The sequence below is a fragment of the Egicoccus halophilus genome (genome assembly GCF_004300825.1).
GTDB lineage: Bacteria > Actinomycetota > Nitriliruptoria > Nitriliruptorales > Nitriliruptoraceae > Egicoccus > Egicoccus halophilus.
Genome location: NZ_CP036250.1, coordinates 3,447,500 through 3,473,114, shown reverse-complemented (window position 1 = coordinate 3,473,114; position 25,615 = coordinate 3,447,500). Strand labels below are relative to the sequence as shown.

Annotated in this window: 27 protein-coding genes; 19 read left to right on the top strand and 8 right to left on the bottom strand. The window is 73.4% G+C overall.

Translation table 11 applies throughout. The annotated features are described in order from the left end of the window. Window positions 1-16: 16 nt before the first annotated feature. Together ELR47_RS15785 and ELR47_RS15780 are read right to left on the bottom strand one after the other, a co-directional pair. On the bottom strand, window positions 17-1,489 hold the full coding sequence (locus ELR47_RS15785) for an AlkA N-terminal domain-containing protein (RefSeq protein WP_130650751.1): 1,473 nt from the start codon (window positions 1,487-1,489) through the stop codon (window positions 17-19). A gap of 132 nt (window positions 1,490-1,621) precedes the next feature. Further along, complete coding sequence (locus ELR47_RS15780; RefSeq protein ID WP_130650750.1) at window positions 1,622-2,401, bottom strand: NAD-dependent epimerase/dehydratase family protein; 780 nt, start codon at window positions 2,399-2,401, stop codon at window positions 1,622-1,624. Window positions 2,402-2,535: 134 nt separating this feature from the next. Here ELR47_RS15780 and ELR47_RS15775 point away from each other — a divergent pair, with 134 nt between their 5' ends. The 3 genes from ELR47_RS15775 (at window position 2,536) to ELR47_RS15765 (ending at window position 6,140) form a co-directional block, all read left to right on the top strand. Continuing rightward, window positions 2,536-4,932, top strand: a complete 2,397-nt coding sequence (locus ELR47_RS15775; protein WP_130650749.1) for an FdhF/YdeP family oxidoreductase — start codon at window positions 2,536-2,538, stop codon at window positions 4,930-4,932. Further along, a complete protein-coding gene (locus ELR47_RS15770; RefSeq protein ID WP_130650748.1) occupies window positions 4,929-5,330 on the top strand; it encodes an acyl-CoA thioesterase in 402 nt (133 codons plus the stop codon). Before ELR47_RS15775 ends, ELR47_RS15770 begins: the two co-directional genes overlap by 4 nt. A gap of 102 nt (window positions 5,331-5,432) precedes the next feature. Then, window positions 5,433-6,140: a Clp protease N-terminal domain-containing protein gene (locus tag ELR47_RS15765; protein ID WP_130651442.1), complete on the top strand. Its 708-nt coding sequence runs from the start codon at window positions 5,433-5,435 to the stop codon at window positions 6,138-6,140. On the opposite strand, the gene glgA is transcribed toward ELR47_RS15765, so the two are convergent. Further along, on the bottom strand, window positions 6,113-7,327 hold the full coding sequence (glgA, locus tag ELR47_RS15760) for a glycogen synthase (RefSeq protein ID WP_130650747.1): 1,215 nt from the start codon (window positions 7,325-7,327) through the stop codon (window positions 6,113-6,115). The genes ELR47_RS15765 and glgA overlap by 28 nt on opposite strands. Then, window positions 7,324-8,580 (bottom strand): glucose-1-phosphate adenylyltransferase, encoded by a 1,257-nt coding sequence (gene glgC / locus ELR47_RS15755; RefSeq protein ID WP_130651441.1) that lies wholly within the window; start codon window positions 8,578-8,580, stop codon window positions 7,324-7,326. The genes glgA and glgC overlap by 4 nt, the downstream gene beginning before the upstream one ends. A gap of 76 nt (window positions 8,581-8,656) precedes the next feature. Between glgC and ELR47_RS15750 the strand changes: the two genes are divergently transcribed. The 8 genes from ELR47_RS15750 (at window position 8,657) to ELR47_RS15715 (ending at window position 15,838) form a co-directional block, all read left to right on the top strand. Continuing rightward, window positions 8,657-10,372 carry an amidohydrolase gene (locus ELR47_RS15750; protein ID WP_130650746.1) on the top strand — a complete coding sequence of 572 codons (1,716 nt, stop codon included), beginning with the start codon at window positions 8,657-8,659 and terminating at the stop codon, window positions 10,370-10,372. Between the two features lie 74 nt (window positions 10,373-10,446). Beyond that, window positions 10,447-10,896 carry a hypothetical protein gene (locus tag ELR47_RS15745; RefSeq protein ID WP_130650745.1) on the top strand — a complete coding sequence of 150 codons (450 nt, stop codon included), beginning with the start codon at window positions 10,447-10,449 and terminating at the stop codon, window positions 10,894-10,896. Then, window positions 10,893-11,219 carry a winged helix-turn-helix domain-containing protein gene (locus ELR47_RS15740; RefSeq protein WP_130650744.1) on the top strand — a complete coding sequence of 109 codons (327 nt, stop codon included), beginning with the start codon at window positions 10,893-10,895 and terminating at the stop codon, window positions 11,217-11,219. Before ELR47_RS15745 ends, ELR47_RS15740 begins: the two co-directional genes overlap by 4 nt. A 94-nt stretch (window positions 11,220-11,313) precedes the next feature. Then, window positions 11,314-13,098 carry a 3-hydroxyacyl-CoA dehydrogenase family protein gene (locus tag ELR47_RS15735; RefSeq protein ID WP_188584359.1) on the top strand — a complete coding sequence of 595 codons (1,785 nt, stop codon included), beginning with the start codon at window positions 11,314-11,316 and terminating at the stop codon, window positions 13,096-13,098. A gap of 97 nt (window positions 13,099-13,195) precedes the next feature. Then, window positions 13,196-13,423 carry a hypothetical protein gene (locus ELR47_RS15730; protein ID WP_130650743.1) on the top strand — a complete coding sequence of 76 codons (228 nt, stop codon included), beginning with the start codon at window positions 13,196-13,198 and terminating at the stop codon, window positions 13,421-13,423. An 88-nt stretch (window positions 13,424-13,511) separates the two neighbouring features. Then, entirely contained in the window at window positions 13,512-14,375 is an 864-nt protein-coding gene (locus tag ELR47_RS15725; protein WP_130650742.1) for a peptidylprolyl isomerase, read from the top strand. Between the two features lie 98 nt (window positions 14,376-14,473). Further along, window positions 14,474-14,989, top strand: a complete 516-nt coding sequence (locus ELR47_RS15720) for a peptidylprolyl isomerase (protein ID WP_276319908.1) — start codon at window positions 14,474-14,476, stop codon at window positions 14,987-14,989. A gap of 171 nt (window positions 14,990-15,160) precedes the next feature. Continuing rightward, a complete protein-coding gene (locus tag ELR47_RS15715; protein WP_130650741.1) occupies window positions 15,161-15,838 on the top strand; it encodes a hypothetical protein in 678 nt (225 codons plus the stop codon). A gap of 1 nt (window position 15,839) precedes the next feature. Here ELR47_RS15715 and ELR47_RS15710 read toward each other — a convergent pair whose 3' ends face one another. The 4 genes from ELR47_RS15710 to mce form a co-directional block, all read right to left on the bottom strand. Further along, window positions 15,840-17,060: a sigma-70 family RNA polymerase sigma factor gene (locus tag ELR47_RS15710; RefSeq protein ID WP_130650740.1), complete on the bottom strand. Its 1,221-nt coding sequence runs from the start codon at window positions 17,058-17,060 to the stop codon at window positions 15,840-15,842. Between the two features lie 93 nt (window positions 17,061-17,153). After that, window positions 17,154-18,218, bottom strand: coding sequence for an alcohol dehydrogenase catalytic domain-containing protein (locus tag ELR47_RS15705; RefSeq protein ID WP_130650739.1), 1,065 nt, complete (start codon window positions 18,216-18,218; stop codon window positions 17,154-17,156). Window positions 18,219-18,276: 58 nt separating this feature from the next. After that, a complete protein-coding gene (locus ELR47_RS15700; protein WP_188584360.1) occupies window positions 18,277-18,714 on the bottom strand; it encodes an oxidoreductase in 438 nt (145 codons plus the stop codon). A gap of 99 nt (window positions 18,715-18,813) precedes the next feature. Next, window positions 18,814-19,224 carry a methylmalonyl-CoA epimerase gene (gene mce / locus ELR47_RS15695; protein WP_130650738.1) on the bottom strand — a complete coding sequence of 137 codons (411 nt, stop codon included), beginning with the start codon at window positions 19,222-19,224 and terminating at the stop codon, window positions 18,814-18,816. 165 nt (window positions 19,225-19,389) lie between these two features. Between mce and ELR47_RS18505 the strand changes: the two genes are divergently transcribed. The 8 genes from ELR47_RS18505 to ELR47_RS15660 all read left to right on the top strand — a co-directional run bounded on the left by ELR47_RS18505 (window position 19,390) and on the right by ELR47_RS15660 (window position 25,610). Continuing rightward, window positions 19,390-19,554, top strand: a complete 165-nt coding sequence (locus ELR47_RS18505; RefSeq protein WP_165404130.1) for a hypothetical protein — start codon at window positions 19,390-19,392, stop codon at window positions 19,552-19,554. Window positions 19,555-19,672: 118 nt separating this feature from the next. Continuing rightward, on the top strand, window positions 19,673-20,860 hold the full coding sequence (locus ELR47_RS15690; RefSeq protein WP_130650737.1) for an acetyl-CoA C-acyltransferase: 1,188 nt from the start codon (window positions 19,673-19,675) through the stop codon (window positions 20,858-20,860). 7 nt (window positions 20,861-20,867) lie between these two features. Beyond that, window positions 20,868-21,635 (top strand): LamB/YcsF family protein, encoded by a 768-nt coding sequence (locus ELR47_RS15685; protein WP_130650736.1) that lies wholly within the window; start codon window positions 20,868-20,870, stop codon window positions 21,633-21,635. Further along, entirely contained in the window at window positions 21,632-22,243 is a 612-nt protein-coding gene (locus ELR47_RS15680; protein WP_130650735.1) for a 5-oxoprolinase subunit B family protein, read from the top strand. Before ELR47_RS15685 ends, ELR47_RS15680 begins: the two co-directional genes overlap by 4 nt. Then, window positions 22,240-23,139: a 5-oxoprolinase subunit C family protein gene (locus ELR47_RS15675; protein WP_130650734.1), complete on the top strand. Its 900-nt coding sequence runs from the start codon at window positions 22,240-22,242 to the stop codon at window positions 23,137-23,139. The genes ELR47_RS15680 and ELR47_RS15675 overlap by 4 nt, the downstream gene beginning before the upstream one ends. Window positions 23,140-23,266: 127 nt before the next feature. Then, the gene (locus ELR47_RS15670) at window positions 23,267-24,190 is read left to right on the top strand and encodes a sterol desaturase family protein (RefSeq protein WP_130650733.1); all 924 of its coding nucleotides are present in this window, start codon (window positions 23,267-23,269) and stop codon (window positions 24,188-24,190) included. Window positions 24,191-24,258: 68 nt separating this feature from the next. Further along, entirely contained in the window at window positions 24,259-25,245 is a 987-nt protein-coding gene (meaB, locus tag ELR47_RS15665) for a methylmalonyl Co-A mutase-associated GTPase MeaB (RefSeq protein ID WP_188584361.1), read from the top strand. Then, a complete protein-coding gene (locus tag ELR47_RS15660; RefSeq protein ID WP_130650732.1) occupies window positions 25,242-25,610 on the top strand; it encodes a nuclear transport factor 2 family protein in 369 nt (122 codons plus the stop codon). Before meaB ends, ELR47_RS15660 begins: the two co-directional genes overlap by 4 nt. The last annotated feature ends 5 nt before the right edge of the window (window positions 25,611-25,615 follow it).

The following is a 25,615-nucleotide window of genomic DNA, read 5'->3' as shown; positions in this document are numbered from 1 at the left end:
CCTTTCCGGTGGCGGCTCAGGCCGCGGGCAGACGGTTGACGGGATGGTCCCCGGTGGCCCACAGGTACTGCACGGCGTAGGCGCGCCACGGACGCCAGGCGGCCGCGTGCCGGGTCAGGCCACCGGGGCTCGCGGGCAGCCCGAGCCGCTCCGCAGCGACCCGGACGCCGAGGTCGCCCGGCAGGAACGCGTCGGGGTCGCCGAGCCCCCGCATCGCCACCGTCTCGACCGTCCAGGGCCCGATCCCGGGCAGGGCGAGCAGGGCGGTGCGCGCCGCCGCACGGTCGGCACCCGGCCCGAGCTCGACACGCCCCTCGGCCACTGCCGTGACCAGGCCGCGCAGCGCGGCGCGCCGGGACGCCGGCAGCCGCAGGTCCTCGTCGGCGACCTCGCGCAGTGCCGCCGGGGTCGGGAACAGGCGGGTCAGCCCGCCGGCCGGGTCGTGGACGGGCTCGCCGACGGCGACGGCGAGCCGTGCCGCGTGGGTCGCCGCGGCGGCGGTCGACACCTGCTGTCCGAGCACCGCCCGCACCGCGAGCTCCTCGGCGTCGACGCTGCGGGGCACGCGTCGGCCCGGCGCCGCACGGACCAACGGTGCCAACGCCGGGTCGGTCGCCAACACCTCGTCGACGGCCTGCGGGTCGGCGTCGAGGTCCAGCAGCCGGCGGCAGCGGGCGATCGCCGCCGTCAGGTCGCGCAGCTCGGTCAGGTGCAGCGCGCAGGCGACGTGGTCACCGGCGGGACGCAGCGCCACCACGCCGGGGCCGCCGGGCAGCCGTAGCGTGCGCCGATAGGCGCCGTCGCGCCACTCCTCGACCCCGGGCACGGCGGTCGCCGCCAGATGGCCGAACAGGTTGTCCGGGTGCAGCGGCGCCCGGAACGGCAACCGCAGCGCCAGCGCCCCCGGTGCGGACGAGGTGCTGCCTGCGTGGGCGCGCCGGCGCAGCTCGCCCGGCGAGCTGGCGAACACGGCACGCACCACGTCGTTGAAGGCGCGCACGCTGCCGAACCCGGCCGCGAACGCCACCTCGGTGAGCGGCAGGTCGGTGGTCTCGACCAGGACGCGGGCGGTCTGGGCCCGTTGGGCCCGGGCGAGCGCGAGCGGGCCGGCACCGACCTCGGCGCGCAGGTGGCGTTGGACCTGGCGGACGCTGAAGCCGAGCCGGGCGGCGAGCCCGCCCACGCCGTCACGGTCGACGACCCCGTCGGCGATCAGGCGCATGGCGCGACCGACCACGTCGGCGCGGTGGTCCCACGCCGGCGACCCCGGCGTCGCGTCGGGACGGCATCGCTTGCAGGCCCGGAACCCGGCCTGCTGGGCGGCCGCGGCGGTGGGGAAGAAGCACATGCGGTCGGGGTGCGGCGGCACGGCCGGGCAGCTCGGACGGCAGTAGATGCCGGTCGAGCGCACGCCCGTGACGAACCAGCCGTCGAAGCGGGGGTCGCGCGCCCGCACGGCACGTGCACAGCGGTCGAGGTCGTCGTCCATGAGGCGCAGGATGCGGCCTCGCCCGCGCGGGGTCCAGCAGGTTCGCGACATCGAGGTGCGGGCGCGCTGGGTGCGGACCCGGCGCGTCGAGATCGGTGGCCGTCCCGCGACGACGGTCACCCGGGCGGCGCGTCAGGTCGTGAACGACCCACCGACGAGGCGCTGGCCGGGGTCGTCGGGGTCGGGCTCGCCGTGCTCGGCCAGGACCTGCTCGGCGTAGCGTTCGGCGTCGTCGCGGGGCTCGTAACCCAGCGCCCGGGCCGCGTCGAGCGACCACCAGTTGCGGGTGTTGGCCGACACGCCCCACACCACCGCGAACCCGGGGGAGGGCACCGTCAGCGCCGCCTCGACCAACCGACCGGTGTCGTCCGGGGACAGCCAGGTCGACAGGCTGCGCACGTCGATGGGTTCGTCGCGGCAGGTCCCGATGCGCAGGCACACGACGTCCATGCCGTGACGGTCGACGTACATCGAGCCGAGCGCCTCCGAGGCGACCTTCGCCACCCCGTAGAAGGTGTCCGGGCGCGGGAACAGCCAGTCGGGGGCCTCACCGCCGTCGCGTGGATGGAAGCCGACCGCATGGTTCGACGAGGCGTACACGACCCGCGGGATCCCGGCCTGGCGGGCGGTCTCGAGCACGAGGTGGGTCGCGGCGATGTCGTCGGCGGCCGCGTCGAAGGCCATCGGCTCGCCCGTCGCGGCGGCGAGGTGGACCACCGCGTCGACGTCGCGGCAGGCCTCGCGCAGCAACTCGGCGTCGAGCACCGAGCCGGTCACGACCTCCTCGCCGTCGACCGGGTCCGGCACGTCGTCGACGTCGAGCAGTCGCAGCACCCGTCCGTCCGCGGCGAGCCGAGGTCGCAGGTGGCCGCCGATGCGTCCCGCCGCGCCCGTGATCAACACCCGTTGCATGCCGCCTCCCTCGCGCCACCATCGCTTCGCGTCGTCGACCGTAGACGGTGTGGGACCGTGCGCGGCGAGGGCTGCCTGTGCATTCGGGCGTCCGACACGGGACACTGTGCCCCTGCGACAAGACAGGAGCAGGTGTGGCGAAGCGTCCGCCCGTCGAGGACCAGGGCGACGAAGGGCTGGAGGTCGGCCCGCCCAAGCGTGCCGCCGCCGGCCTGCCCGGCGTGGCGTGGTCACTGCGGCACGCCAACGACCAGATGGGCCTGCGACGGGCCGCGGTCACGCTGCCCAAGCTCAACCAGCGTGACGGCTTCGACTGTCCCGGTTGCGCCTGGCCCGAACCCGACCGTCGCCACCTCGCCGAGTTCTGCGAGAACGGGGTCAAGGCGGTCGCCCACGAGGCCACCCTGCGGCGCGTCGACCGCGACTTCTTCGCCCGCCACCCGGTCAGCGAACTGCGCGAGAAGTCCGAGCACTGGCTCGGCCAGCAGGGCCGGCTCACCGAGCCGATGGTCAAGCGGGCCGGAGCCGACCACTACGAACCGATCGGCTGGGACGAGGCGTACGCGCTGATCGGCTCGCACCTGCGGGCGCTCGACAGCCCCGACGAGGCGGTGTTCTACACCTCGGGCCGTACCTCCAACGAGGCCGCGTTCGTCTACCAGCTGTTCGTGCGCGCCTTCGGGACCAACAACCTGCCCGACTGCTCGAACCTGTGCCACGAGTCCTCGGGTGCGGCGCTCACCGAGACGCTCGGCGTCGGCAAGGGCACGGTGCAGTTGGGCGACCTGGTCGACACCGACCTGATCTTCGTGATGGGTCAGAACCCGGGGACCAACCACCCGCGGATGCTCTCGACGCTCGAGGAGGCCAAGCGCAACGGTGCCCGCATCGTCACCGTCAACCCGTTGCCCGAGGCCGGTCTGCTGCGCTTCGACAACCCGCAGACCGCCCGTGGTCTGGCGGGGCACGGCACCGAGCTCAGCGACCGCTACCTGCAGGTGCGCCTCAACGGCGACCTCGCCCTGTTCCAGGCGCTCAACGCCGGCCTGCTCGCCGCCGAGGACGCCGCCCCCGGGACGGTCCTCGACCACGAGTTCCTCGCCGACCGCACGTCCGGGTTCGAGGCGTTCGCGGCGCACGCCCGCCGGCTCGACTTCGCCGACGTCGACGCCGCCACGGGCCTGACCCGCGACGAGATCGCCGACACGCTCGCCGAGGTCCTGCGGGCCAAGCGCATCGTGGTCTGCTGGGCCATGGGGCTGACCCAGCACCGCAACGCCGTGGCCACCATCCGCGAGATCGTCAACTTCCTGCTGCTGCGCGGCAACGTCGGCCGTCCGGGCACCGGCGTGTGCCCCGTCCGCGGACACTCCAACGTGCAGGGCGACCGCACGATGGGGATCTACGAGAAGCCGTCGGACGCCTTCCTCGACGCGCTGCGCGACACGTTCGACTTCGAACCGCCGCGCCGTCACGGGGTCGACGTCGTCGACGCCATCCGGGCGCTGCGCGACGGACGGGCGAAGGTGTTCCTGGCGGTGGGCGGCAACTTCGTCGGCGCCTCGCCGGACACGGCCGCGACCGAGGCGGCGATGGCCGGCGCCGCGCTGACCGTGCAGGTCTCGACCAAGCTCAACCGCTCGCACGGGGTCTGTGGTCGCGAGGCGCTGATCCTGCCGACGCTCGCGCGACCGGAGCTCGACCTGCAGGCGTCCGGGCCGCAGATGGTCACCGTCGAGGACTCCATGAGCCTCGTGCACCCCTCCAGCGGTGCCCTGCCGCCGGCTTCCGAGCACCTGCGGTCCGAGGTGGCGATCCTCGCGGGCATCGCGCAGGCGACCCTCGGCGAGGACGGGCCGGCGATCGACTGGCGCGGCTTCGCCGACGACTACGACCTCGTCCGCGACGCCATCGCCGAGGTCGTGCCCGGCTTCGAGGACTTCAACCGTCGGTTGCGCACCGTCGGCAGCTTCCTGCTGCCCAATGCCGCCCGTGACGCCGCCGACGAACTCGACACGGCGACCGGGCGGGCCCAGTTCTCGGTCAACGAGCTCGAGGTGCTGCGGGTCCCCCCGGGCCGGTTGCTGCTGCAGACCATCCGCAGCCACGACCAGTACAACACGACCATCTACGGCCTCGACGACCGCTACCGCGGGATCAAGCAGGGGCGGCGGGTCGTGTTCGTCCACCCCGACGACCTCGCGTCGTTGGGACTCACCGACGGCGCAGTGGTCGACCTCGTCAGCGAGTGGACCGACGGCAGCGAACGGCGCGCCGAGGCGTTCCGTACGGTCGCGTTCCCGACCGCGCGGGGCTGTGCCGCGGCCTACTTCCCGGAGACCAACGTGCTGGTGCCGCTCGACTCGACCGCCCGGACGAGCAACACGCCCACCTCGAAGTCGGTGGTCGTGCGCCTCGAGCCGGTGGACGCGGCGGCTGCTCCGACGGCGTCGGGCGCGGGTACGTCGGCGGCGTCGGGCGCGGGTACGTCGGCGGCGTCGGGCGCGGGTACCCCGGGGGCGTCGGCGTGAGTGCGACCACGACGATCAAGGTCCGCTTCCACGAGCTCGACCCGAACGGGCACGTCAACCACGGCGTCTACGCCAATTACTTCGAGACGGCCCGCATCGAGCTGCTCGACGGACTCGGGTTCGGACCCTCGGTGCTCGCCGAGCGCGGCGTCCACCTGGTGGTCGTGGAGCTCCGGCTGAGATTCCGTCGTCCGGCACGTGCCGGGCAGACGCTCACGGTCGAGACAGGCGTGAAGGAGCTGCGGCGGGCCTCGTCGTGGTGGTACCAGCGCCTGGTCGACGAGGCCGGCGAGTTGATCGCCGAGGCCGAGGTCCGCTCGTCCGCCACCGACGCGTCCGGTCGCCCCATCCGCCCGCCCACGGACCTCGCCGAGAAGCTCGCGACCCTCCAGGTCTGAGCAGTGCAGGTGCGCTGCAGGGAGGACGTGCGGTCACGCCGACTCACGCCGCGGCGTCAATCGTTGGTTGACGACCGTCGCGGGGCGACGTAGCGTCGACGCATGCCGCCACCTCACGACGTCGACGACCACCCCGGCCCGTCGCCCTGGGGCGGTCCGGTCTCGCTCGAGGCGCTGCTCGACGGGATCGAGCGGGCGTCGTCGGACCCGCTCGCGCAGGTGACGAGCGCGGCGCTGGCCGCCCAGCACCTGCAGGCACTCGCCGACCGCCTGCTCGACCACGTCGTGCTGCGCGCACGGGACCACGGCGCGTCGTGGCGGGACATCGGCGACCGACTCGGCGTGAGCCGGCAGGCCGCCCAGCAGCGGTTCGCCCACGCGAACATCGACCCACCCCGGGACACGACCCTGGGCTTCGAGCAGTACACGCTGGAGGCCCGCAACGCGGTTCTGGCGGCGCACGAGTCCGCACTCGCCCACCACCACGACCGGGTGACGTCGAAGCATCTGTTGCTCGGCCTGCTCGACACCGGCGCCGCCGCCGCGCTCGCCGCCGTCGGCGGCGACCTCGCGCTCCTGCGCGACGTCGTCCGCGCGTCGCTGCCCGGCCCCGTCGACGCCGCGCCCGAGCTCGTCCCCTACGACGAGGACGCGACACGCGCCCTGGCCGCCGCGCTCGAGCGCGCCGGCACCCGACCGGTCGGCACCGACGCCGTGCTGCGCGAACTGCTCCGTGACGACGAGGTCCGCGGCCTGCTGGCCGACGCCGGCCTCGACGTCGTTCAGGACCCCGGGGCCAGCGACCGGTAGAGCTCCGCGGTCTGCCCGGCGATCGCGGTCCAGCTGAAGTGCTCCTCCACCCGGCGGCGACCGGCCGCACCCATCCGCGTGGCGAGCTCCGGGTCGGCCAGGCAGCGCGCGACCGGCGCCGCCAGCGCGTCGGCGAACGCGGACGGGTCGGTCGGCGAGCCGATCGCGTCGTCGCCCGGCGCGAAGTCCACCAGCCAGCCGGTCTCGTCGCGCACCACGATCTCCGGGATCCCACCCACCGCGGAGGCGACCACCGGCAGTCCACACGCCATCGCCTCGAGGTTGACGATCCCGAACGGCTCGTAGATCGAGGGGCACACGAACACCGCCGCGCCGCTGAGCACCTCGAGCAGCTCGTCACGTGGCAGCATCTGCTCGATCCACACCACGTCGACCGGTGCGTCGGCCAATGCCGCGACCCGGGTGCGGAACTCCTCGGCGATCTGGGGCGTGTCCGGTGCGCCGGCGCACAACACCATCTGGCTACCGGCCGGGAGCCGCTCGGCGACGTCGAGCAGGTGGGTGACGCCCTTCTGCCGGGTGATGCGGCCCACGAACACCGCGTACGGCCGGTCCGGGTCGATGCCCTGCGCGAGCAGCGTCCCGGTGCCCGTCACCCGCCGCCAGCGCTGCGGGTCGACGCCGTTGTGGATCACCACGACCCGGTCCGGATCGACGTCGGGGTAGCAGGCCACCACGTCGTCGCGCATCCCGTGCGAGACGGCGATCACCGCGTCGGCGCCCTCCAGCGCGGTCCGTTCGCAGAAGCTCGACAGCGCGTACCCGCCGCCGAGCTGCTCGCGCTTCCACGGCCGCAGCGGTTCGAGCGAGTGAGTCGTCGCCACGTGCGGGATCCCGTACACGAGCTTGGCCAAATGCCCGGCGAGATTGGCGTACCACGTGTGGCTGTGGACCACCTCGACCCCGGCGACGCCGGCGGTCATCGCGAGGTCGGCCGACACGGTGCGCAGCGCGGCGAGCTCGGGCGCGTCGCCGGCCAGCGCGTCCCACTCCCGGTAGGTGCCGGCGACCAGCGGGTCCTCGCGCGGTGCGCCGAACGCGTGCACCTCGAGGTCGACCAGGCCGTCGAGCGCCCGTGCCAGCTCGGCCACGTGCACGCCCGCCCCGCCGTAGATCTCCGGCGGGTACTCCTTGGTCAGCAGACCGACACGGGGGGCGGGGCTCACGGCGACTCCTCGGGCGGCGGGATGACGTCACCCTTGCCGATCACGACGATCCCGCCGTCGGAGACGTGGAAGCGTTCGCGGTCGGCCTGTGGGTCCACCCCGATGCGGGAGCCCGGCGGCACCACGACGTTCTTGTCGAGGATGGCGTTGCGCACCACGGCGCCGCGGCCGACGTCGACCCCGTGCAGCACGACCGAGCGCTCGACCAGCGCGCCGGTGTGCACGCGGACGCCGGGGGAGAGCACCGAGGCCCGCACCGTTCCGCCGGAGACGACCACCCCCGAGCACACCATCGAGTCGGTCGCCGCGCCGCGACGGTCCTCGTCGTCGAACACGAACTTGGCCGGCGGCAGCGGGTCGTGCCAGGTGAAGATCGGCCAGTCGAGGTTGTAGAGGTTGAAGATCGGGTGGACGCTGATGAGGTCCATGTGTGCCGAGTGGTAGGCGTCGATCGTCCCGACGTCACGCCAGTAGCCCCGGTCGCGCTGGGTCGAGCCCGGGACGTCGTTGTCGTGGACGAAGTCGTGGACGGCGGCCTGTCCGCGTTCGACCATGGTGGTGATGATGTCACCACCCATGTCGTGCGTGGAGCCCTCGTCGGCCGCATCGACGTGCAGGGCGTCGATGAGTGCCGCGGTCGTGAACACGTAGTTGCCCATCGAGGCGAACACGCTGTGCGGGTCGTCGGGCAGGCCCTTGGCGTTCGTCGGCTTCTCGTGGAAGGCGACGATGCGGCCGTCCTCCCCCGGTTCGATGACGCCGAACGCATGCGCCTGCTCGACCGGCACGCGCAGGGCGGCGACCGTGGCCTCCGCGCCCGAGTCGATGTGGCGCTGCACCATCTCGGCGGCGTCCATGCGGTAGAGGTTGTCGGCCCCGAACACGCAGATGTAGTCGGGCGCCTCGTCGCGGATGATGTTGAGGTTCTGGTAGATGGCGTCCGCCGAGCCCTGGAACCAGCTCTTGCCGGTGCGCATCTGCGCCGGCACCGGCGTGACGTAGTTGCCCAGCAGCGGCGACATCCGCCACGTCTTGGCCAGGTGGGTGTCCAGCGAGTGGCTCTTGTACTGCGTGAGCACGACGATCCGGCGATAGCCGGAGTTGACGAGGTTCGAGAGGGCGAAGTCGACCAGTCGGTAGTTGCCGCCGAAGGGCACGGCCGGCTTGGCGCGGTCACGGGTCAGCGGGTACAGCCGCTTGCCCTCCCCGCCGGCCAGGACCACGCCCAGCACCTTCGGTCCTCGGGCCGCCATCACGATCGCTCCCACGTCGATGCGTGGCGAGACTAGGGGCGCGCAGTAGCGTCCGCGCCATCGAGGAGGTGACAGCATGGGCAGTCCGGTGGCGGAGACGCTGTTCGTCGTCCCCGATCCGACGCGCGCGGCGGTGTGGACCGGGACGGGGATCACCACCGACGCGGTCGCGGTCGCCGGCGGGCGGATCGTGGCGCTCGGGAACGAGGCGAGGCAGCGGCGTGGCTCGCGCACGGAGGTCGTCGAGCTGCACGACGCGACCCTGCTGCCAGGGTTCCGCGACGGCCACCTGCATCCGCTCAACGGTGGCGCCGAGACGCTCGACTGCGACCTGGTCGACAGCGTCGACGTCGACGAGGTGGTGCGTCGGCTCGCCGCCTTCGTGGCCGCCCACCCCGACCGCGAGGCGACACCGTGGGTGCTCGGCTGGGGCTATCCGCCCGAGATCCTGCCGGGCGGCGTCGGACGGGTCGAGGTGCTCGACGCGGTGGTGGGGGACCGGCCCGCGGCGTTGTGGTCCTCGGACCACCACATGGTGTGGGTCAACCGCCGGGCCCTGGAGGTCGCCGGCATCACGGCCGCGACCCCCGATCCGCCGCGCGGCACGATCGTGCGTGACCGCGACGGTCACCCGGTCGGGACCCTGCTCGAGGCGGCCGAGCACCTGCTCGACGCCCACGTCCCGCTCCGCGGCGTGGACAAGGAGGCCCGCGGTCTGGAGGTCGGCCTGCAGCGCATGGCCTCGGCGGGCCTGGTGTTCGGCCAGGACGCCTGGTGCGTGCCGGCGATGTACGCGGCCTTCCGCCAGGTCGCCGGCGCCGGCCGGCTGACCGCCGACCTCGACCTGGCCTGCAAGGTCGAGGCGGACGGTTGGTCGGCCCAGGTGGCGGTGTTCGCCGACCTGCGCCGCGAGGCCGGACGCGACCAGGCCCGCCGGCGTCGCGACGGCGTGCCGGGCGGGCGCCTGACGGCGACGACGGTGAAGTTCTTCGTCGACGGGGTCATCGAGGGCGGGACCGCGGCGCTGCTCGACCCCTACCTGCCGCTGCCCGGGACGGCAGGCCACGGCGGTGGGCAGGGCTGTGGGGCCGGACACGACCACGGCATCGCCAACTGGGACCTGGCCGAGCTCGCCGACGCGGCCACCGCCATGGACGCCGCCGGGTTCCAGCTCCACCTGCATGCCATCGGTGACGCCGGCATCCGCCTGGCCCTCGACGCGATCGAGCAGGTGGCGCGCCGCAACGGCCCACGCGACCGGCGACCGGTGATCGCCCACACCCACCTGGTCCATCCCGACGATCTTCCGCGCTTCCGCGCCCTCGGTGCCGTCGCCAACTTCGAGCCCCTGTGGGCACAGGACAACGAGATCATGCGGGAACTGACCGTCCCACGTCTCGGCGCCGAGCGCAGCCGGTGGCAGTACCCGATCGGGTCGCTGATCCGCGACGGTGCGGCGGTCTCCTTCGGCAGCGACTGGCCCGTGTCGTCGCACGAGCCGCTCGACGGCATCGCCGTCGCCGTGACCCGCCGGGCGCCCGGCCGTCCCGACGTGCCGGCGTTCCTGCCCGACCAGCGGATCGACCTCGACGCCGCGCTTCGCGCCTACACCCTCGGCACGGCCCATCAGGCCGGCGACGAAGCGCAGGCAGGCACCATCGCGGTCGGGCGACGGGCCGACCTCGCCCTCACCTCGCAGGACGTCCTGCGTGTCCCGGCGCGCGAGCTCGGTGACGTCGAGGTGGCCGGTACCTGGCTCGCCGGCCGACGGGTGCACCGCTCGTCGGATTGAGCGGCACGGAAACCTCTTGCCAAAGCGGAAAGTAGTTGCTCTACTGGCGTCACCGACGACGGCAGGAGTTGCCCATGAACGCGTCCCGACCCCACCCCACCCCCGACGAGGCGCGTGAGCGCCTCGACGTCAGTAGCCGCGGAACGTTGCGCAACCGGCGCGACCGTCGCATCCACGCCACCGGCACCGCCGTCATCGGCGTGGTGATCGCGTCGACGCTCGCGACACAGAACGTGGTGGGCCCGCGCGGCGACATCGTGCGCAACGTGGCCCTGCTCGTGCTGGTCCTCGGCGCCATCGTGTGGATGGAGCGTGCCGCCACGACGGTGCCGCGACGCGTTCGTCTGCTCTCGCGCGTCGGCGTCGGCCTCTCCTTCGTCCTCGGCCTCACGGTGGCGCTGCCGTGGCTGAACCTGCGCGCCCAGACGGAGCCGAACACCTGGGCGATGGCCCTCGGCGCCGCCGCCGTCATCGCCGTCCCGGCCCTGGTCTCGGCCGTCGCGATCGCGACGGGGCGACGATGAGTGCGGCCGCCGGCCGCCACGCCCGCCACGAGCTCGACGATGTGATCCATGCCCCGGTCCGCTTCAGCATCGTGGCCGCTCTCGCGGATGTGGACGAGGCCGAGTTCGCCGCCGTCCGCGATGCTGTCGAGGTGTCCGACTCGGTGTTGTCGAAGCAGGCCGCCCGCCTCGAGGAGGCCGGGTACGTGAAGCTGCGCAAGGGCTATGTCGGCAAGCGGCCACGCACCTGGTTGTCGCTGACCCGTGACGGCCGGGACGCCTACGGCCGGCACCTCGGCGCACTGCGGGCGATCGCCGAGGGCTCGGGTGCCGCGGACGCGTGATCCCGGCCGACGAGCCCGGTCCGGTTCGGAAATGCGCTGCGGCACTCCCTAGGCTCGGGCGCGCTGGAGCGGTGTTGTCGAGGAAGGCGTTGCCATGGCGGACCAGATCGTCGAGAAGATCAACAAGGTCGGGATCGTCGGCTGCGGGACCATGGGTTCGGGCATCGCCGAGATCGTGGCCCGCAACGGTTTCGAGGTCGCCTTCCTCGACATCGACGGTGCCGCGGTCGACCGCGGGTTCGAACGCATCCGCGCCTCGCTGGACCGTCAGGTCGGACGCGGCCGGCTCGAGGAGTCGGCCCGCGACGAGACCCTCGCGCGCATCCACGGCGACACCGAGTGGGACTCGCTGGGCAACTGCGACCTCGTGATCGAGGCGGTCCCGGAGGTCCTGACGATCAAGCAGGAGACCTTCTCCCGCATCGATGCCGTCGCCCGTCCCGACGCGATCATCGCCACCAACACCTCGTCGCTGCCGGTGATGGACATCGCCGTGCACACCCGCCGTCCCAACCGGGTGCTGGGCTTCCACTTCTTCAACCCGGCGCCGGTCATGAAGCTGATCGAGCTGGTGCGCACGGTGGTCACCGACGAGGCCGTGGTGGAGGTCGCCAGCCAATTCGCCGAGACCATCGGCAAGTCGCCGGTCGTCGTCGGCGACCGCCGCGGCTTCATCGCCAACTCACTGCTGTTCCCCTACCTCAACCAGGCCGTGTGGATGGTCGAGGGCGGCTACGCCACCAAGGAGGACGTCGACGCCGCGATGCGCTTCGGCGCCGGTCTGCCGATGGGGCCGATCGCGCTGACCGACCTGGTGGGGGTCGACACGTTCGTCGGCATCATGGAGGCGATCCACTCGCAGTTCGACGACACCCGTTTCGCGCCGCGGCCGATCCTCGCGCAGCTCGCCGCCGCCGGCTTCACCGGCCGCAAGGCCGGTCGGGGCTTCTACAGCTACGAGGAGGCCGGCAGCTCGCGGGTCGTTCCCGACGCCGACGTCCGTGACGCCGCCGTCCCCGCGGCCATCGAGGGGTGGCAGACCGTCGGTGTCGTGGGGACCGGCACGATGGCGGCCGGCATCGTCGAGGTCTGTGCCAAGGCCGGCTTCGACGTGGTCGTGCGGGGACGCAGCCGGGAGAAGGCCGAGGCGGTGGCCGCCGCGGTGGCCAAGTCCATGCAGAAGATGGTCGACAAGCAGCGCCTGTCCGAGGAGGACATGGTCACGGCCCTGCAGCGCATCCGCCCCACCTCCGAGCTCATCGACCTCGCCGACGCCGACCTCGTCATCGAGGCGGTGGCGGAGGACCTCGCGGTCAAGAAGGAGCTGTTCGCCGAGTTGGCGCAGGTGCTCAAGCCCGACACCGTGTTGTCGACGACCACCTCGTCGCTGCCGGTGATCGACTGCGCGATGTCGACCGACCGTCCCGACCGCGTCGTCGGCCTGCACTTCTTCAACCCGGCCGCGATCATGAAGCTGGTCGAGATCGTCACCACCGTCCGCACCGAGGCGACCGTCGTGGAGCAGGCGCGCGCGTTCGTCGACCGCATCGGCAAGGTCGGTGTGCTGTGCGGTGACCGGGCCGGCTTCATCGTCAACACCCTGTTGTTCCCGTACCTCAACGACGCGGTGAAGATGCTCGAGTCGCACTACGCGACCGCGGAGGAGATCGACACCGCCATGAAGCTCGGTGCGGCCTACCCGATGGGGCCGTTCGAGCTCATGGACGTCGTCGGACTCGACGTCACGCTGGCGATCATCGAACGGTTGCGTGCCGAGTACCGCCAGCCGTCCTACGACCCCGCGCCACTGCTGCGGCACATGGTCGACGCCGGATTCCTCGGCCGCAAGGTCGGACGCGGCTTCTACGTCTACGACTGATCGCCGGTACCCCGGTCTCCGCACGCGTCCACGCAGGCAGAGCGAGCGTCGGGCGGCGGCCCGGCCGTCGTCCGCGCGCCCGCCCCGGAGGTTGGAGATGGGTCTTCCCCCCCGTCCCGACCCGTTCCTGCCGGTGCTGGCGGGGTACGAGGTCCAGCGCGTGCCGGCGTTCCGCGCCACGAAGGACTACGTCTGTCCGGACTGCGGGAACACGATCCGGCGCGGTGAGGGGCACGTGGTCGCCTGGCCGGAGGGGCTGGTCGTCGACCGCCGCCACTGGCACCTGCACTGCTGGCGGCTGGCGTCCAATCGCGGGTACGCCTGAGCGGCGACCTCCCGTGTCGTGGGGCGCCGCGGCCCCCGAGGCCCGGTGACGCCGGTAGCCTCCCCGCCTCCCGTTGGCGAGGCATGTGGTGAGCAAGCGGCAACACTCCAAGCAGTTGGACAAGGCCCGGGCCAAGCGGCGCGCCGACGCCCTGGCACGCCGCGAGCGGCGCACGCGCATCACCGTGGTCGTCGTCGTGGCCCTGCTGGTGGTCTCCCTGGTCGGCGTCGGACTGGTGCTCGGCGGTGACGAGCCGACCCCCCAGGTCGACGACGTCGAGACGCCCGTCGGCGAGGAGCCGGAGACGGCGGCCCCGGCCGTGGAGCCCTGCCCACCGGCCGACGACGCCCCCGAGGTCGACGCGACCATCTACGACGAGCCGCCGCTGGCCGACCTCGACGCGGACGTCGACCTCGCCGCCACGATGGCGACGACCTGTGGCGACGTCGTGCTCGACCTCGACGTCGACCGCGCCCCGAACGCGGTCGCGAACCTGGTCGGACTGGCCGAGGACGGCTACTACGACGGTGTCCTGTTCCACCGCGTGATCGACGGCTTCGTGATCCAGGCCGGTGACCCGGCCGGCACCGGCTGCGGGCAGGAGGACTGCACCCCGACCGGCTTCGACCCGGACGCGCCGACCTACCCCGGCTACACGATCGAGGACGAGACCTCGGCGGCGGACGACTTCCCCGAGGCCCCGACCGGCGGGGTCGAGTACCCGCGCGGCACCGTCGCGATGGCACGTACCGACGCCCCCGACTCGACCGGCTCGCAGTTCTTCGTGGTCCAGGGCGACCCGATCGTCCTGCCCGATGCCAGCTACATCGTGGTCGGCACCGTGACCGAGGGCATGGACGTCGTCGACCGGATCGCCGGCCAGCCCACCGAGCCCGGCGACCGGCCGGTCCAGGAGGTCCGGATCACGTCGTTCACCGTCGAGCGGGGCTGATGCCGTCGGCACGGCGCGGACCGGCCAGTAGGCTCGGTGCCCCGCGTGCCCGTGCGCACGCACGACCGACCGCGCAGTCCGTACTCACAGGAGGCCCCGTGGCCAAGCAGTGGAGCTCCCCGCCCGAGATGACGATCGACCCGTCGACGTCGTACACGGCGACCATCAGGACCAGCCGGGGTGACATCACCGCCAAGCTGTACGCCGAGGACGCCCCGGCGACCGTCAACAACTTCGTCTTCCTCGCCCGCGAGGGCTTCTACGACGGCGTGATCTTCCACCGCGTCATCGAGGGCTTCGTCATCCAGGGTGGGGACCCGACCGGGACCGGCACCGGCGGACCGGGCTACAAGTTCGCCGACGAGCTCGACTCGGCCCGCAAGCACGGCTACCGGATGGGCACGCTCGCGATGGCGAACGCCGGTCCCGACACCAACGGCTCGCAGTTCTTCGTCTGCCACCAGGACGTCGGCCTGCCGCCGTCGTACACGGTGTTCGGCAAGGCGGTCGACGGTCTCGACGTGGTCGACGCCATCGCGACCACGCAGACCGACGCCCGGGACAAGCCGGTCGAGGACGTGGTGATCAGCACCATCGAGATCACCGAGGGCTGACCCTCCGCAGACGACGACGGCGCCCGGCAGCGATCGCTCCGGGCGCCGTCGCGTGCGCAGCGCGGTCGCGTGCAACCATGCGGGCGGCTCGTGCGTCACGCTCTGTGTGTGGCGGGCTCGCCACGGTGAGGAACTGGTACGCCCGGGACGTCCGGGAGAAGTGACACGTACGTGGGGCGACGCAGGTGGCTGGCAGGCGTGCTGCTGGCCGGGGCCACGCTCGTGGCGACGGGGTGTGCGCAGGTGGCGGTGTCCACCGCGACCGCGCAGCGGGCCGAGGTGGCGACCGAGGTCCGCATCGACGACGACCGGCTGGTGCTGCGCTCGCCCGACGGCGAGGAGCGCGTCGTCGCCGAGTCACCCGAACCCCTGGTGCACGCGGCCGTCCGACCCGGGACGCGTGCGCGGCAGACGGTGCTGGCGGTGACCCGGGCGCAGGACGCCGAACGGCCCCGCTACGAGTTGCGCTACGTCGTCGTCGACGGGGACGAGACCACGGACCTGTACTGGTTCCCGTGGCGGCTGCAGGTCACCGAGGAGCTCACCGAGGTCGTCGACGTGGTGCCGACACCGGTGTGGGCACCCGACGGTGACACGGTGGCCTGGCTCGAGTGGGGTCCGGACGGGACGGTGCTGCGCACGGTCGGTTGGCACGACGAGGAGGTCACGTCCAACCCCTCCGACGACGCGGCGGCCTACGCGCTCGCCGAGGTCCCCGCGGGTGCCCAGCTCGAGGCCTGGGAACTCGACGCCGACCGCACGCCGGTGCTGACCGCCAGCGACGGCACCTCGCGGTGGCGCATCCGGCTCGACCTCGGCGCCACGGCGCGTGCCGAGGCGACCGTCTGACTCAGGCTGCCGCCTGCAGCGTCTCGCCGAGGTCGCGCAACGTCGTCGTGTCGCCCTCGCGCAGCCGTGCCAGGGCCGACTGCTCGAGCTGGCGGACCCGCTCGCGCGAGAGGTGGACCAGTTCGCCGATCTCGCGCAGCTGCCGCGGCTCGCCGTCGCGCAGGCCGTAGCGCAGCTCCAGGATGCAGCGTTCGCGTTCGGGCAGCGTCGCCAACGCCTCGACCAGCCGGGCCCGGAGGTCGGCGACCTCCGTGTCGACCTGCGGGTCGACCGCGCCGGGGTCCGCCAGCAGGCTGCCCAGCGTCGTGTCGCCGTCCTCGCCGACCGGCAGGTCCAGCGAGGTGACCGGCCGCAGCGCGGTGCGGACGTCGCGGACCCGTTCGACGGGCAGGTCGAGCTCGGCGGCGACCTCCTCGTCCTCCGGCTCGCGCAGCAGCCGGTCCCGCAGCGTCTGCTCGGCCTTGCGCACCCGGCCGGCCTGCTCCCACACCCGCGAGGGCGCGCGGATGGTGCGACCGCGACTGGCCAGGCCCCGCTGGATCGCCTGACGGATCCACCACACCGCGTAGGTGGAGAACTTGTAGCCCTTGGTGGGGTCGAACTTCTGCACCGCCCGGATCAGGCCGAGATTGCCCTCCTGGATGGCCTCGAGCAACGGGAGGTCGGCGCCGGCGTACTTCTTGGCGGTGGGAACCACCAGGCGCAGGTTCGACTCGACCAGGCGGTCGAAGGCGCGTTCGCCCTCGGCCACCACCCGACGCAGCCGCCGCCGACGACCCGGGTCGTCGGTGCCGGCCAGCAGCCCGCGGGCGGCCTCCCCGGCCTGGAAGCGCTTGGCCAGGTCGGCCTCGTCGACCGGATCGAGCAGCTCGTGGCGGCCGGCACGTTCGAGGTAGGCACCCAGCGGGTCACGCAGCGTGACGCCGGACAGATCGTGCGGCCCGCCCGCGTGCGAGGCTGCGGCGTCGACCTCGGCGTCCGGGCGCGGGTCCCTCCCGACGTCGCCGTCCGGCGTGGGCTGCTCGCCCTCGACGTCCTCGACGATGGCGATCCCGAGGTCGAGCAGCTCCTCGACGAGGTCGTCGACGGCCCCGGCGGCATGCACGTCGGGGTCCTGGATCGCGAGCAGTTCCGAGCGTCGCAGGTGACCGTGTTCGGCCGCCCGGTCGAGCAGCTCGGCCCGGGTCGCGTCCGAGACGCCCTCGAACAGGTCGGTTCGCATGCCTCTCCGCCTCTCGCGAACCCCCAGCATGGGGGGTGGGCAGCGCGACGCCACCCGACGTCGCCCCCGTTCGGCCCCCGGACGTCGCGCGCGTCACGCCGGGTAGGTGACCACTATCCGGACCGGGTTGCCCTCCCGGGTCTCGAGGCGGCGCAGTGCGTCGGGGAAGGCCTCGATCGGCAGCCGGTCGGTGACCGAGCGGGACAGGTCGAGCCGGCCGTCCTCGACCAGGTCGTACAGCTCCCCGAGGTCCTGCTGGGTGTAGCCGAACGAGCCGACGAGCTCGGTCTCCTGCGCCACGAACAGCGCGACCGGCACGGTCCGGATCGCCTCGGGACCCAGTCCGACGATCGTCGCGCGACCGCCGGGCCGCAGCGCCTTGACGGCCTGGTCGACCGTGTCCCGGTGGCCGACGAACTCGAAGCTGCGGTCCACCCCGCCCTCGGTCAGCTCCCGGATGCGTCGTGCCACGCCGTCCTGGCGGGCGTCGACCACCTCGTCCGCGCCCCACGCGAGCGCCCGTTCGAGGTTGGCCTCGGCGACGTCGACGCCGACCACGGTCGCGCCGGCCAGCTTGGCGAGCAGCACCGCGTGCATCCCGAGCCCACCCAGCCCGATCACGGCGACGGTCATCTCCGGGCCGACACCGCCGCGCTTGAGCGCGTGGTACGGCGTCGCGACGGCGTCGGTCACGATGGCGGCCTGGTCGAAGGGCAGGTCGGCCGGCAGCGGGACGAGGAAGCGGGCGTCGGCCACGGCGTACTCGGCCTGCACCCCGTCGACGTCGACGCCGGCGACCCGGGTGGTCACGCACAGGTTCTCGCGACCGGCCCGGCAGTACTCGCAGCGACCACAGGGGCGGGACATCACCCAGGCCACGCGGTCGCCGACCTGCCAGTCGCCAACCCCGTCCCCGACCGCGGCGATCACTCCGGCCGGCTCGTGGCCGAGGATCTGCGGCAGTCGCGGACCGTGCGGGGTGACACCGGCCACGACGTGCAGGTCGCTGGCGCAGATCCCACAGGCGCGTACCTGCACCAGCACCTCGCCGTCGGCGGGTGCGGGGACCGGCACCTCGTCGATGCGGACGTCCTCGGGGCCCTCGGGGGACCGGGGGCGGTGCAGGCGCGCGGCGCGCATCGTGTCGGGCAGGCTCATGCGGGCGTCTCCGGGCGACGGGGCGGCCCGCACGCTAGAGGACGCGACCACCGTCGCGTCAGTCGCGCGGTGCCGCCGGCGGTGGGGGTGGGGGTGGCGGACCGTTGTCGCCGACGTCGTCACCCGGCCACGGAGGCAGGTCGTCGAGGTTGACCCGCTGCGGGCGCACGCCGCGGTCGTAGTCCTTCATCCGGCGCGGGTAGCCGACCTTGGCCGCGTCGTAGAGCGGGATGTTGACGCGCCCACAGAACTCGGTCGCCTGTCCGCGGTCACGTACCGGCCGGCGCAGGTACTCGCCGTCGTCGGCGATGAGCAGCAGGGTGGTCGAGTAGATGGCCGTCTTGGGCTCCAGGTACGCCTCGACCCCGGCCCGGCTCTCGACGAAGCCCTCCAGTTCGCGCAGCGTCGCGCGGCTGGCCTTGTCCGTGCTCGGACTCGGGGCCGAACGCTTGGACTCGCCCTTGAACCAGGCGCGCAGGCGGTCGGAGAAGCCCATCGGGCACCTCGTCGGGATCGTCAGGGGAGCGGGGCGGCAACGCTGCCGAGGCTACCGGCGGCGCGCCGGGTCGTCGGGCGGTGCCGGGCGGTACGCGGGTCAGTGCGCGTCGTCCTCGACCAGTTCGACCAGCACCCCGCCGGTGCCCTTGGGATGCACGAAGGCGACCGTGTGCCCGCCGCCGCCCGGACGCGGCTCCTCGTCGATCAGCCGGACGTCCTGGTCGCGCAGATGGTCGAGCGCGTCACCGACCGACGCGACCCCGAACCCGAGGTGGTGCAGACCCGGCCCGTTCTTCGCGAGGTACTTCGCGATCGGCGAGTCGTCGCGGGTGGGTTGGAGCAGCTGCAACCAGACCCCGCCGACGTCGAGCATCGCCTCCTCGACCCCGTCGGAGTCGACGCGCTCGCGGTACTCGGGGACCAGGCCGAAGGCGCGCTCGTAGAAGGCGAGCGCCTCGTCGAGGTCGGGGACGGCGATCGCGATCTGGTCGACTCGGGTGACCTGCATGGGGGCTCCTGCACGGCTCGAGAACCCGGACGTCGACGCCCGGAGGAGCATCGTGCCCGCTCGCGGCGGCACGACGCCAACCGAATCGGCGCGACGCCCGGAGGTTCGCACCGTTGCCCCGTGTCGTGCTCGCCGGGCGTCGGTGCGCGCGGCACCTTTGCCGTCATGACGACGACCACCGCCACCGCCCTGTCGACCCCGCCGGCCGCCGCGCCGTGCCCGGTCGCCGAGGTCATGCGTCGGGTGCACGCCCAGCTGCGTGCCGGGACGGCACCCTCGTTCGAGTCGTTGCTCGCGTTCGGCGAGCCGCGGGCGCGCGCCACCGTCTGAGCATCGCCGCACCGCGCACCGCGGGCGGTTTCCGCGGCCTGCCGGACGGGCCTACCATGCGGGTCGGGCCCGTGCCGCGGTCGGCGGCCGGGCGACCACGCGCATCAGGGAGGCCGCTGTGAACGAGGTCGTCGTCGTCGGGTACGCACGGACCCCGGTGGGCAAATTCGGTGGCGGGCTGTCGTCGCTGTCGGCCATGCAGCTGGGCGGCCGGGCCGTCGCCGGCGCGCTCGCCGCCGGCGCCGTGGACGCCGACCAGGTCGGCTACGTCGTGATGGGCCACGTGCTGCAGGCCGGACAGGGCCAGATCACCTCGCGGCAGGCCGCCGTCGAGGGCGGCGTCGGCATGAACATCGCCGCGGAGACGATCAACAAGGTCTGCCTGTCGGGCATGACCGCGATCGCCCGCGCCCGCGACCTGATCCGCGTCGGCGACTTCGACCTCGTCGTCGCCGGCGGCATGGAGTCGATGTCGCAGGCGCCCTACGTGCTCGACAAGGCCCGCTTCGGGCTGCGGATGGGCGACGCGACGCTGACCGACGTGATGATGCACGACGGGTTGACCTGCGCGTTCGACGGCTGCGCGATGGGCCTGGCGACCGACAACCACCAGACCGACAAGAATCTCGGCATCTCGCGTGAGCAGCAGGACGCGTGGTCGGCCCGCTCGCACGAGCGTGCCGCCCGGGCCTGGAAGGACGGGCTGTTCGACGACGAGGTCGTGTCCGTCGAGGTGCCCCAGCGCAAGGGCGACCCGGTCACCGTGGCCCAGGACGAGGGCATCCGTGAGGGCACCACCGCCGAGTCGCTCGCCGGGCTGCGGGCCGCGTTCACCAAGGACGGCACCATCACCGCCGGCAACGCCTCGCAGATCTCCGACGGCGCCGCCGCCCTGGTGCTTGCCAGCCGCGCCAGGGCCGATGCGCTCGGGCTGCCGGTGCTCGCCACCATCCGTTCGTGGGGCACCGTCGCCGGGCCCGACACCTCCCTGCACCACCAGCCCTCGGCGGCGATCCGCGACGCCGCCCGCCGCATCGACGTCGACCCGGCCGCCTTCGACCGCTACGAGATCAACGAGGCCTTCGCCAGCGTCGCGATCGCCTCGACCCGCGACCTCGGCCTCCACGAGGACACGGTCAACGTCAACGGGGGCGGGATCGCGCTCGGCCATCCGATCGGCGCGTCCGGTGCCCGCATCGTCGTCTCGCTGATCACCGCGCTGCGCCAGCGCGGTGGCGGCACCGGTGCGGCCGCCCTGTGCGGCGGCGGTGGCCAGGGCGACGCGCTGCTGCTGTCGGTCGACTGAGTCCCCGGTGGCCGCACCGCGCGTCGACCTCAACAGCGACCTCGGCGAGTCCTTCGGGGCCTGGGTGCTGGGCGACGACGCCGCGGTGCTGGCCTCGGTGACCAGCGCCAACGTCGCGTGCGGCTTCCACGCCGGGGACCCGAGCACGCTGCGTCGGACGTGCGCCGACGCGGTCTCGGCCGGGGTGGTGATCGGCGCCCAGGTCGGCTATCCGGACCTGGTCGGCTTCGGCCGTCGCTTCCTCGACATGCGTCCCGACGAGCTGACCGACGCGGTGCTCTACCAGCTCGGCGCGCTGGAGGCATTCGCCCGGGTCGCCGGCGACCGGGTCCGCTACGTCAAGCCGCACGGGGCGCTCTACCACGCGGTCGTCGACCACGAGGAGCAGGCGCAGGCGGTCGTCCGCGCCGTCGCCGCCTACGACCGCGACCTGCCCGTGCTCGGCCTGCCCGGTTCGGCGCTGCTGCGCCATGCCGAACAGGCCGGGCTGCGTCCGGTCGCCGAGGGCTTCGCCGACCGGGCCTACACGTCCGACGGCCGACTCGTGCCGCGTGGCGCGGCCGGCGCGGTGGTCGAGGACCCCGACGAGGTCGCCCGGCGTGCCGTCGCGATGGTCGTGGACGGCGAGGTGACCACCGTCGACGGCGGCCGTGTCGAGCTGGAGGTCGCCTCGTTGTGCGTGCACGGCGACACCCCCGGCGCCGTCGAGCTGGCCGCCCGTGTCCACGCGGCGCTGCGCGACGCCGGCGTCGCGATCGAGCCGTTCGTCGCATGAGGCTGCTGCCGTACGGCGACCGGGGGGTGCTGGTCGAGCTCGCCGACCTCGACGCCGTGCTGGGACTGCACGCCGCCCTCGCCGCCGACCCGCCCGCCGGGGTGGTCGACCTCGTCCCGGCCGCCCGGACCCTGCTGGTCCGCCTCGACCCGGCGGTCGCGAGCGTCGCCGCGGTCGCCGCCGCGGTGCGGGCCGTCCGGCCCGTGCCGGACGTCGACCGCGACGGCGGGCAGGTCGAGGTGCCCGTCACCTACGACGGCGAGGACCTCGACGAGGTCGCCCGGCGCACCGGCCTGGACGTCGACGGGGTGGTCGCGGCCCACACCGGCCAGACGTGGACGGTCGCCTTCGCCGGGTTCGCGCCCGGCTTCGCCTACCTGGTCGGCGAGGACGACCGGTTGCGGGTCCCGCGACGCGACGATCCCCGCACGCGCGTACCGGCCGGGGCGGTCGGCCTGGCGGACGCCTTCAGCGGCGTCTACCCGCGCGTCTCGCCGGGTGGGTGGCAGCTGATCGGCCGCACCGAGACGTCGATGTGGGACCCCGACCGGGCCCCGCCGGCGCTGCTGACCCCCGGCATGCGGGTCCGTTTCGTGGTGGCGTCGTGAGCGGCGGCCTCGAGGTCCTGGCGAGTGGACCGTTGGCGACGGTGCAGGACCTCGGCCGGCCCGGCCACGGCGGCTGGGGTGTCCCGGGCGGCGGGGCGGCCGACCGGGCGGCCCTGCGGCTCGCGAACCGCCTGGTCGGCAACCCCGAGGGGGCCGCCGGCCTGGAGGTGACGCTCGGCGGCCTGCAGGTCCGGGCGGCCGGCAGCCTCGTGGTCGCGGTCACCGGGGCGCGGGCCCCCGCGACCGTCGACGGCGCGCCGGTCGACCATCGGGCCGCGGTGCGGCTGCCGGCCGGCGCCACGTTGGCGCTCGGCACGCCCCCGACCGGCCTGCGGAGCTACCTGGGCGTCCGCGGCGGGCTCGACGTGCCGGCGGTGCTGGGCTCGCGCGCCACCGACGTGCTGTCCGGGCTGGGACCGGCCGTGCTCGCCGCAGGGGACCGGCTGCCGGTCGGTGCGGCGGACGGGGCGGTCCCGCCGGTCGACGTGGCACCGCGCCGGGACCCGCACGGCGGGGAGGTGACGTTGCGGCTGCGGCTCGGGCCGCGCGCCGACTGGTTTCCCGCCGACGCCCGTTCGGCGTTGACGGCGACCGCGTGGACGGTCACGCCGGACAGCAACCGGGTCGGGCTGCGCCTGGACGGACCGCCGCTGGAACGTGCGCACGACGACGAACTGCCGACCGAGGGGCTGATGGCCGGCGCGGTGCAGGTCCCCCCGTCGGGACGGCCGACGCTGTTCCTCGCCGACCACCCGGTCACCGGGGGCTATCCGGTCATCGGCGTCGTGCTCGACGGCGACCTCGATGTGGCCGGGCAGCTGCGCCCCGGCCAGAGGGTGCGCTTCCGCGCCGTCGCGAACCGCGACCTGAGCACTGCCGGAGGCGTCGGCACCTAGGCACCCCTCTCCCTACGGTTGCTGCCACGCCGGCCGACCACCTCATCGGCAGCGATGTCGGGGTGGCGGGAACCGTCGAACGGCTCTTCACTGGACGGCGGGATGCGGCACGGCAGGGAGCGGGTGGATGGGTGAGCTGGTGCGTGGGTCGTTGGCGGACGTGGTCGCGCTCGACCTGATCACGCCGGCCATCCCGGTGTTCGTCGCGCTGATGGTGCTCGAGATGTACGTCCTGCACCGCGAGCAGCAGCTCGAGGACCTCGAGGAGCGCGCCGAGCAGGGGCGGCTCGTGGCCGGCTACGAGCTGCGCGACACGCTGTCGAGCCTGACGATGGGGCTCGGCAGCCTGGTGGTGCCGGTCCTGGTGACCTCGCTGCTCGGCCTCGGCGGGTACCTGCTGGTGTGGAACCTGACGCCGCTCGACCTCGGCTCGGGATGGCTCGCATGGGCGGTCGCACTGGTCGGCAAGGACCTCGGCTACTACGCCTTCCACCGGGCCAGCCACGAGAACCGGTTCCTGTGGGCGGCTCACGTGGTCCACCACTCGAGCCAGCGCTACAACCTCTCGACCGCATTGCGCCAGAGCTGGACGCCGCTGACGAGCTGGGTGTTCTACGTGCCACTGGTGCTGCTCGGCGTCAACCCGGCGATCCTGGTCATGAGCGGCGCCATCAACCTGCTCTACCAGTTCTGGATCCACACCGAGGCGATCGGCACGCTGCCACGTTGGGTCGAGTACGTCTGGAACACGCCGAGCCACCACCGGGTGCACCACGGGTCCAACCCGCAGTACCTCGACAAGAACTACGGCGGCATGCCGATCGTCTGGGACCGGTGGTTCGGCACCTTCGAGCCGGAGGTCGAACCCGTCCGCTACGGGCTGACCACCAACATCGAGACCTACAACCCGCTGCGCATCGCCACCCACGAGTACGCGGCGATCTGGCGGGAGGCGCGCGCCGACACCTCCTGGCGGACCCGCCTCGGGCGCGTCTGGCACGGTCCGGGCTGGCGGCCCGCTCCCGCGCCCGCCGTCCCGGTCGAGCGTTGAAGCGCGGGAGGCGCGTGGCGGCTGGCTAGCCTGCCGGGTTCGACGACGCGAGCTGGCGGTGACGGACGGTGGGGCAGACGGTCGAGGAACTGGTCGCCGGGCTCGAACGGGGGGAGCGTCGGGCGCTGGCCCGCCTGCTGACCCTCGCCGAGGACGGCGCACCCGAGCGGCTGCGCGAGGTCGTCGCCCGGCTGCACCCGCACACCGGCCGGGCGCGGGTCATCGGGATCACCGGCTCGCCCGGGGTCGGCAAGTCGACCCTGACCAACGCGATCGCCGCCGCGCTGCGGGCACAGGACCGCTCGGTCGCGATCCTCGCCGTCGACCCGTCGTCGCCGTTCTCCGGCGGCGCGCTGCTCGGCGACCGGGTGCGCATGCAGTCCCACGCCGCCGACCCGCACGTGTTCATCCGCTCCATGGCGTCGCGCGGCCACCTCGGCGGACTGTCGTTCGCCACCCCGCAGGCGGTGCTGGTGCTCGACGCCGCCGGGTTCGACGACGTCATCGTCGAGACGGTCGGGGTCGGGCAGTCCGAGGTCGAGATCGCCGCCACCGCCGACACGACCGTCGTCGCGCTCGCCCCCGGCATGGGCGACGGGATCCAGGCCGCCAAGGCCGGCATCCTCGAGGTCGCCGACGTGTTCGTGATCAACAAGGCCGACGCGTCGGGCGCCGGCAAGCTCGAGTCCGAGCTGCGCGGGATGCTCGAGATGGGGCACGCGCTCGCCGACGCCGACACCCCGGCCGGCTGGTGGCCGCCGATCGTGCGGACCGTCGCCGTCCGTGGTGAGGGCCTCGACGACGTCCTCGACGCCTTCGGCACCCACGACGCGTGGCTGGCGTCGAGCGGCCGGGGCGAGCAGCGGCGTCGCGAGCGGGCGCTGCACCTGGTGCGCGAGATCGCGCTCGAACAGGTCCGGCTGCGCTTCGCCCGCCTCGACGGTGGCGACGACCCGCTGCTCGAGGAGCTCGCCGACCGGGTCGCGACTCGCCAGCGCGATCCCTACGCTGCCGCCGACGATCTGCTGGAGGCACTCGACGGGGGAGAAGCGTGAGCGACGAGCAGCTCGCCCAGGAACTCGAAGCGGCGGAACGCGCGTTCTGGAGCGCCGGCGGGGACGTCGAGTTCTACCGCGATGCCGTCGCCGACGAGCTCCGGTGCGTGTTCTCCGTCGGGATCCTCGACCGTGACGCCACCCTGCGCGGGGTCGCGCAGGGTGCGCCGTGGACGGACCTCGAGCTCTCGGAGCTCACCGTCACGCCGATCGCCGAGGACGCCGCCGCGCTCGTCTATCGGGCGTCCGCGGTGCCCGGCGGCGGTGGCGGGCGCTACGAGACCTACGTCACCAGCACCTACGTGCGTCGCGACGGCCGGTGGCGCCTGCTGCTGCACGCCCACGTCCCGGTCGCCGACGGCTGACCGCA

Bases quoted from the DNA above. Each gene is read 5' to 3' on its own strand.
- ELR47_RS15745 (WP_130650745.1), top strand. From the start codon at position 10,447: ATGAACGCGTCCCGACCCCACCCCACCCCCGACGAGGCGCGTGAGCGC.
- ELR47_RS15735 (WP_188584359.1), top strand. From the start codon at position 11,314: ATGGCGGACCAGATCGTCGAGAAGATCAACAAGGTCGGGATCGTCGGC.
- ELR47_RS18505 (WP_165404130.1), top strand. From the start codon at position 19,390: ATGACGACGACCACCGCCACCGCCCTGTCGACCCCGCCGGCCGCCGCG.
- ELR47_RS15740 (WP_130650744.1), top strand. From the start codon at position 10,893: ATGAGTGCGGCCGCCGGCCGCCACGCCCGCCACGAGCTCGACGATGTG.
- mce (WP_130650738.1), bottom strand. From the start codon at position 19,224: ATGCAGGTCACCCGAGTCGACCAGATCGCGATCGCCGTCCCCGACCTC.
- ELR47_RS15765 (WP_130651442.1), top strand. From the start codon at position 5,433: ATGCCGCCACCTCACGACGTCGACGACCACCCCGGCCCGTCGCCCTGG.
- ELR47_RS15780 (WP_130650750.1), bottom strand. From the start codon at position 2,401: ATGCAACGGGTGTTGATCACGGGCGCGGCGGGACGCATCGGCGGCCAC.
- ELR47_RS15705 (WP_130650739.1), bottom strand. From the start codon at position 18,218: ATGAGCCTGCCCGACACGATGCGCGCCGCGCGCCTGCACCGCCCCCGG.
- glgC (WP_130651441.1), bottom strand. From the start codon at position 8,580: ATGGCGGCCCGAGGACCGAAGGTGCTGGGCGTGGTCCTGGCCGGCGGG.
- ELR47_RS15730 (WP_130650743.1), top strand. From the start codon at position 13,196: ATGGGTCTTCCCCCCCGTCCCGACCCGTTCCTGCCGGTGCTGGCGGGG.
- ELR47_RS15785 (WP_130650751.1), bottom strand. From the start codon at position 1,489: ATGGACGACGACCTCGACCGCTGTGCACGTGCCGTGCGGGCGCGCGAC.
- ELR47_RS15680 (WP_130650735.1), top strand. From the start codon at position 21,632: ATGAGGCTGCTGCCGTACGGCGACCGGGGGGTGCTGGTCGAGCTCGCC.
- ELR47_RS15700 (WP_188584360.1), bottom strand. From the start codon at position 18,714: ATGGGCTTCTCCGACCGCCTGCGCGCCTGGTTCAAGGGCGAGTCCAAG.
- ELR47_RS15670 (WP_130650733.1), top strand. From the start codon at position 23,267: ATGGGTGAGCTGGTGCGTGGGTCGTTGGCGGACGTGGTCGCGCTCGAC.
- ELR47_RS15750 (WP_130650746.1), top strand. From the start codon at position 8,657: ATGGGCAGTCCGGTGGCGGAGACGCTGTTCGTCGTCCCCGATCCGACG.
- ELR47_RS15710 (WP_130650740.1), bottom strand. From the start codon at position 17,060: ATGCGAACCGACCTGTTCGAGGGCGTCTCGGACGCGACCCGGGCCGAG.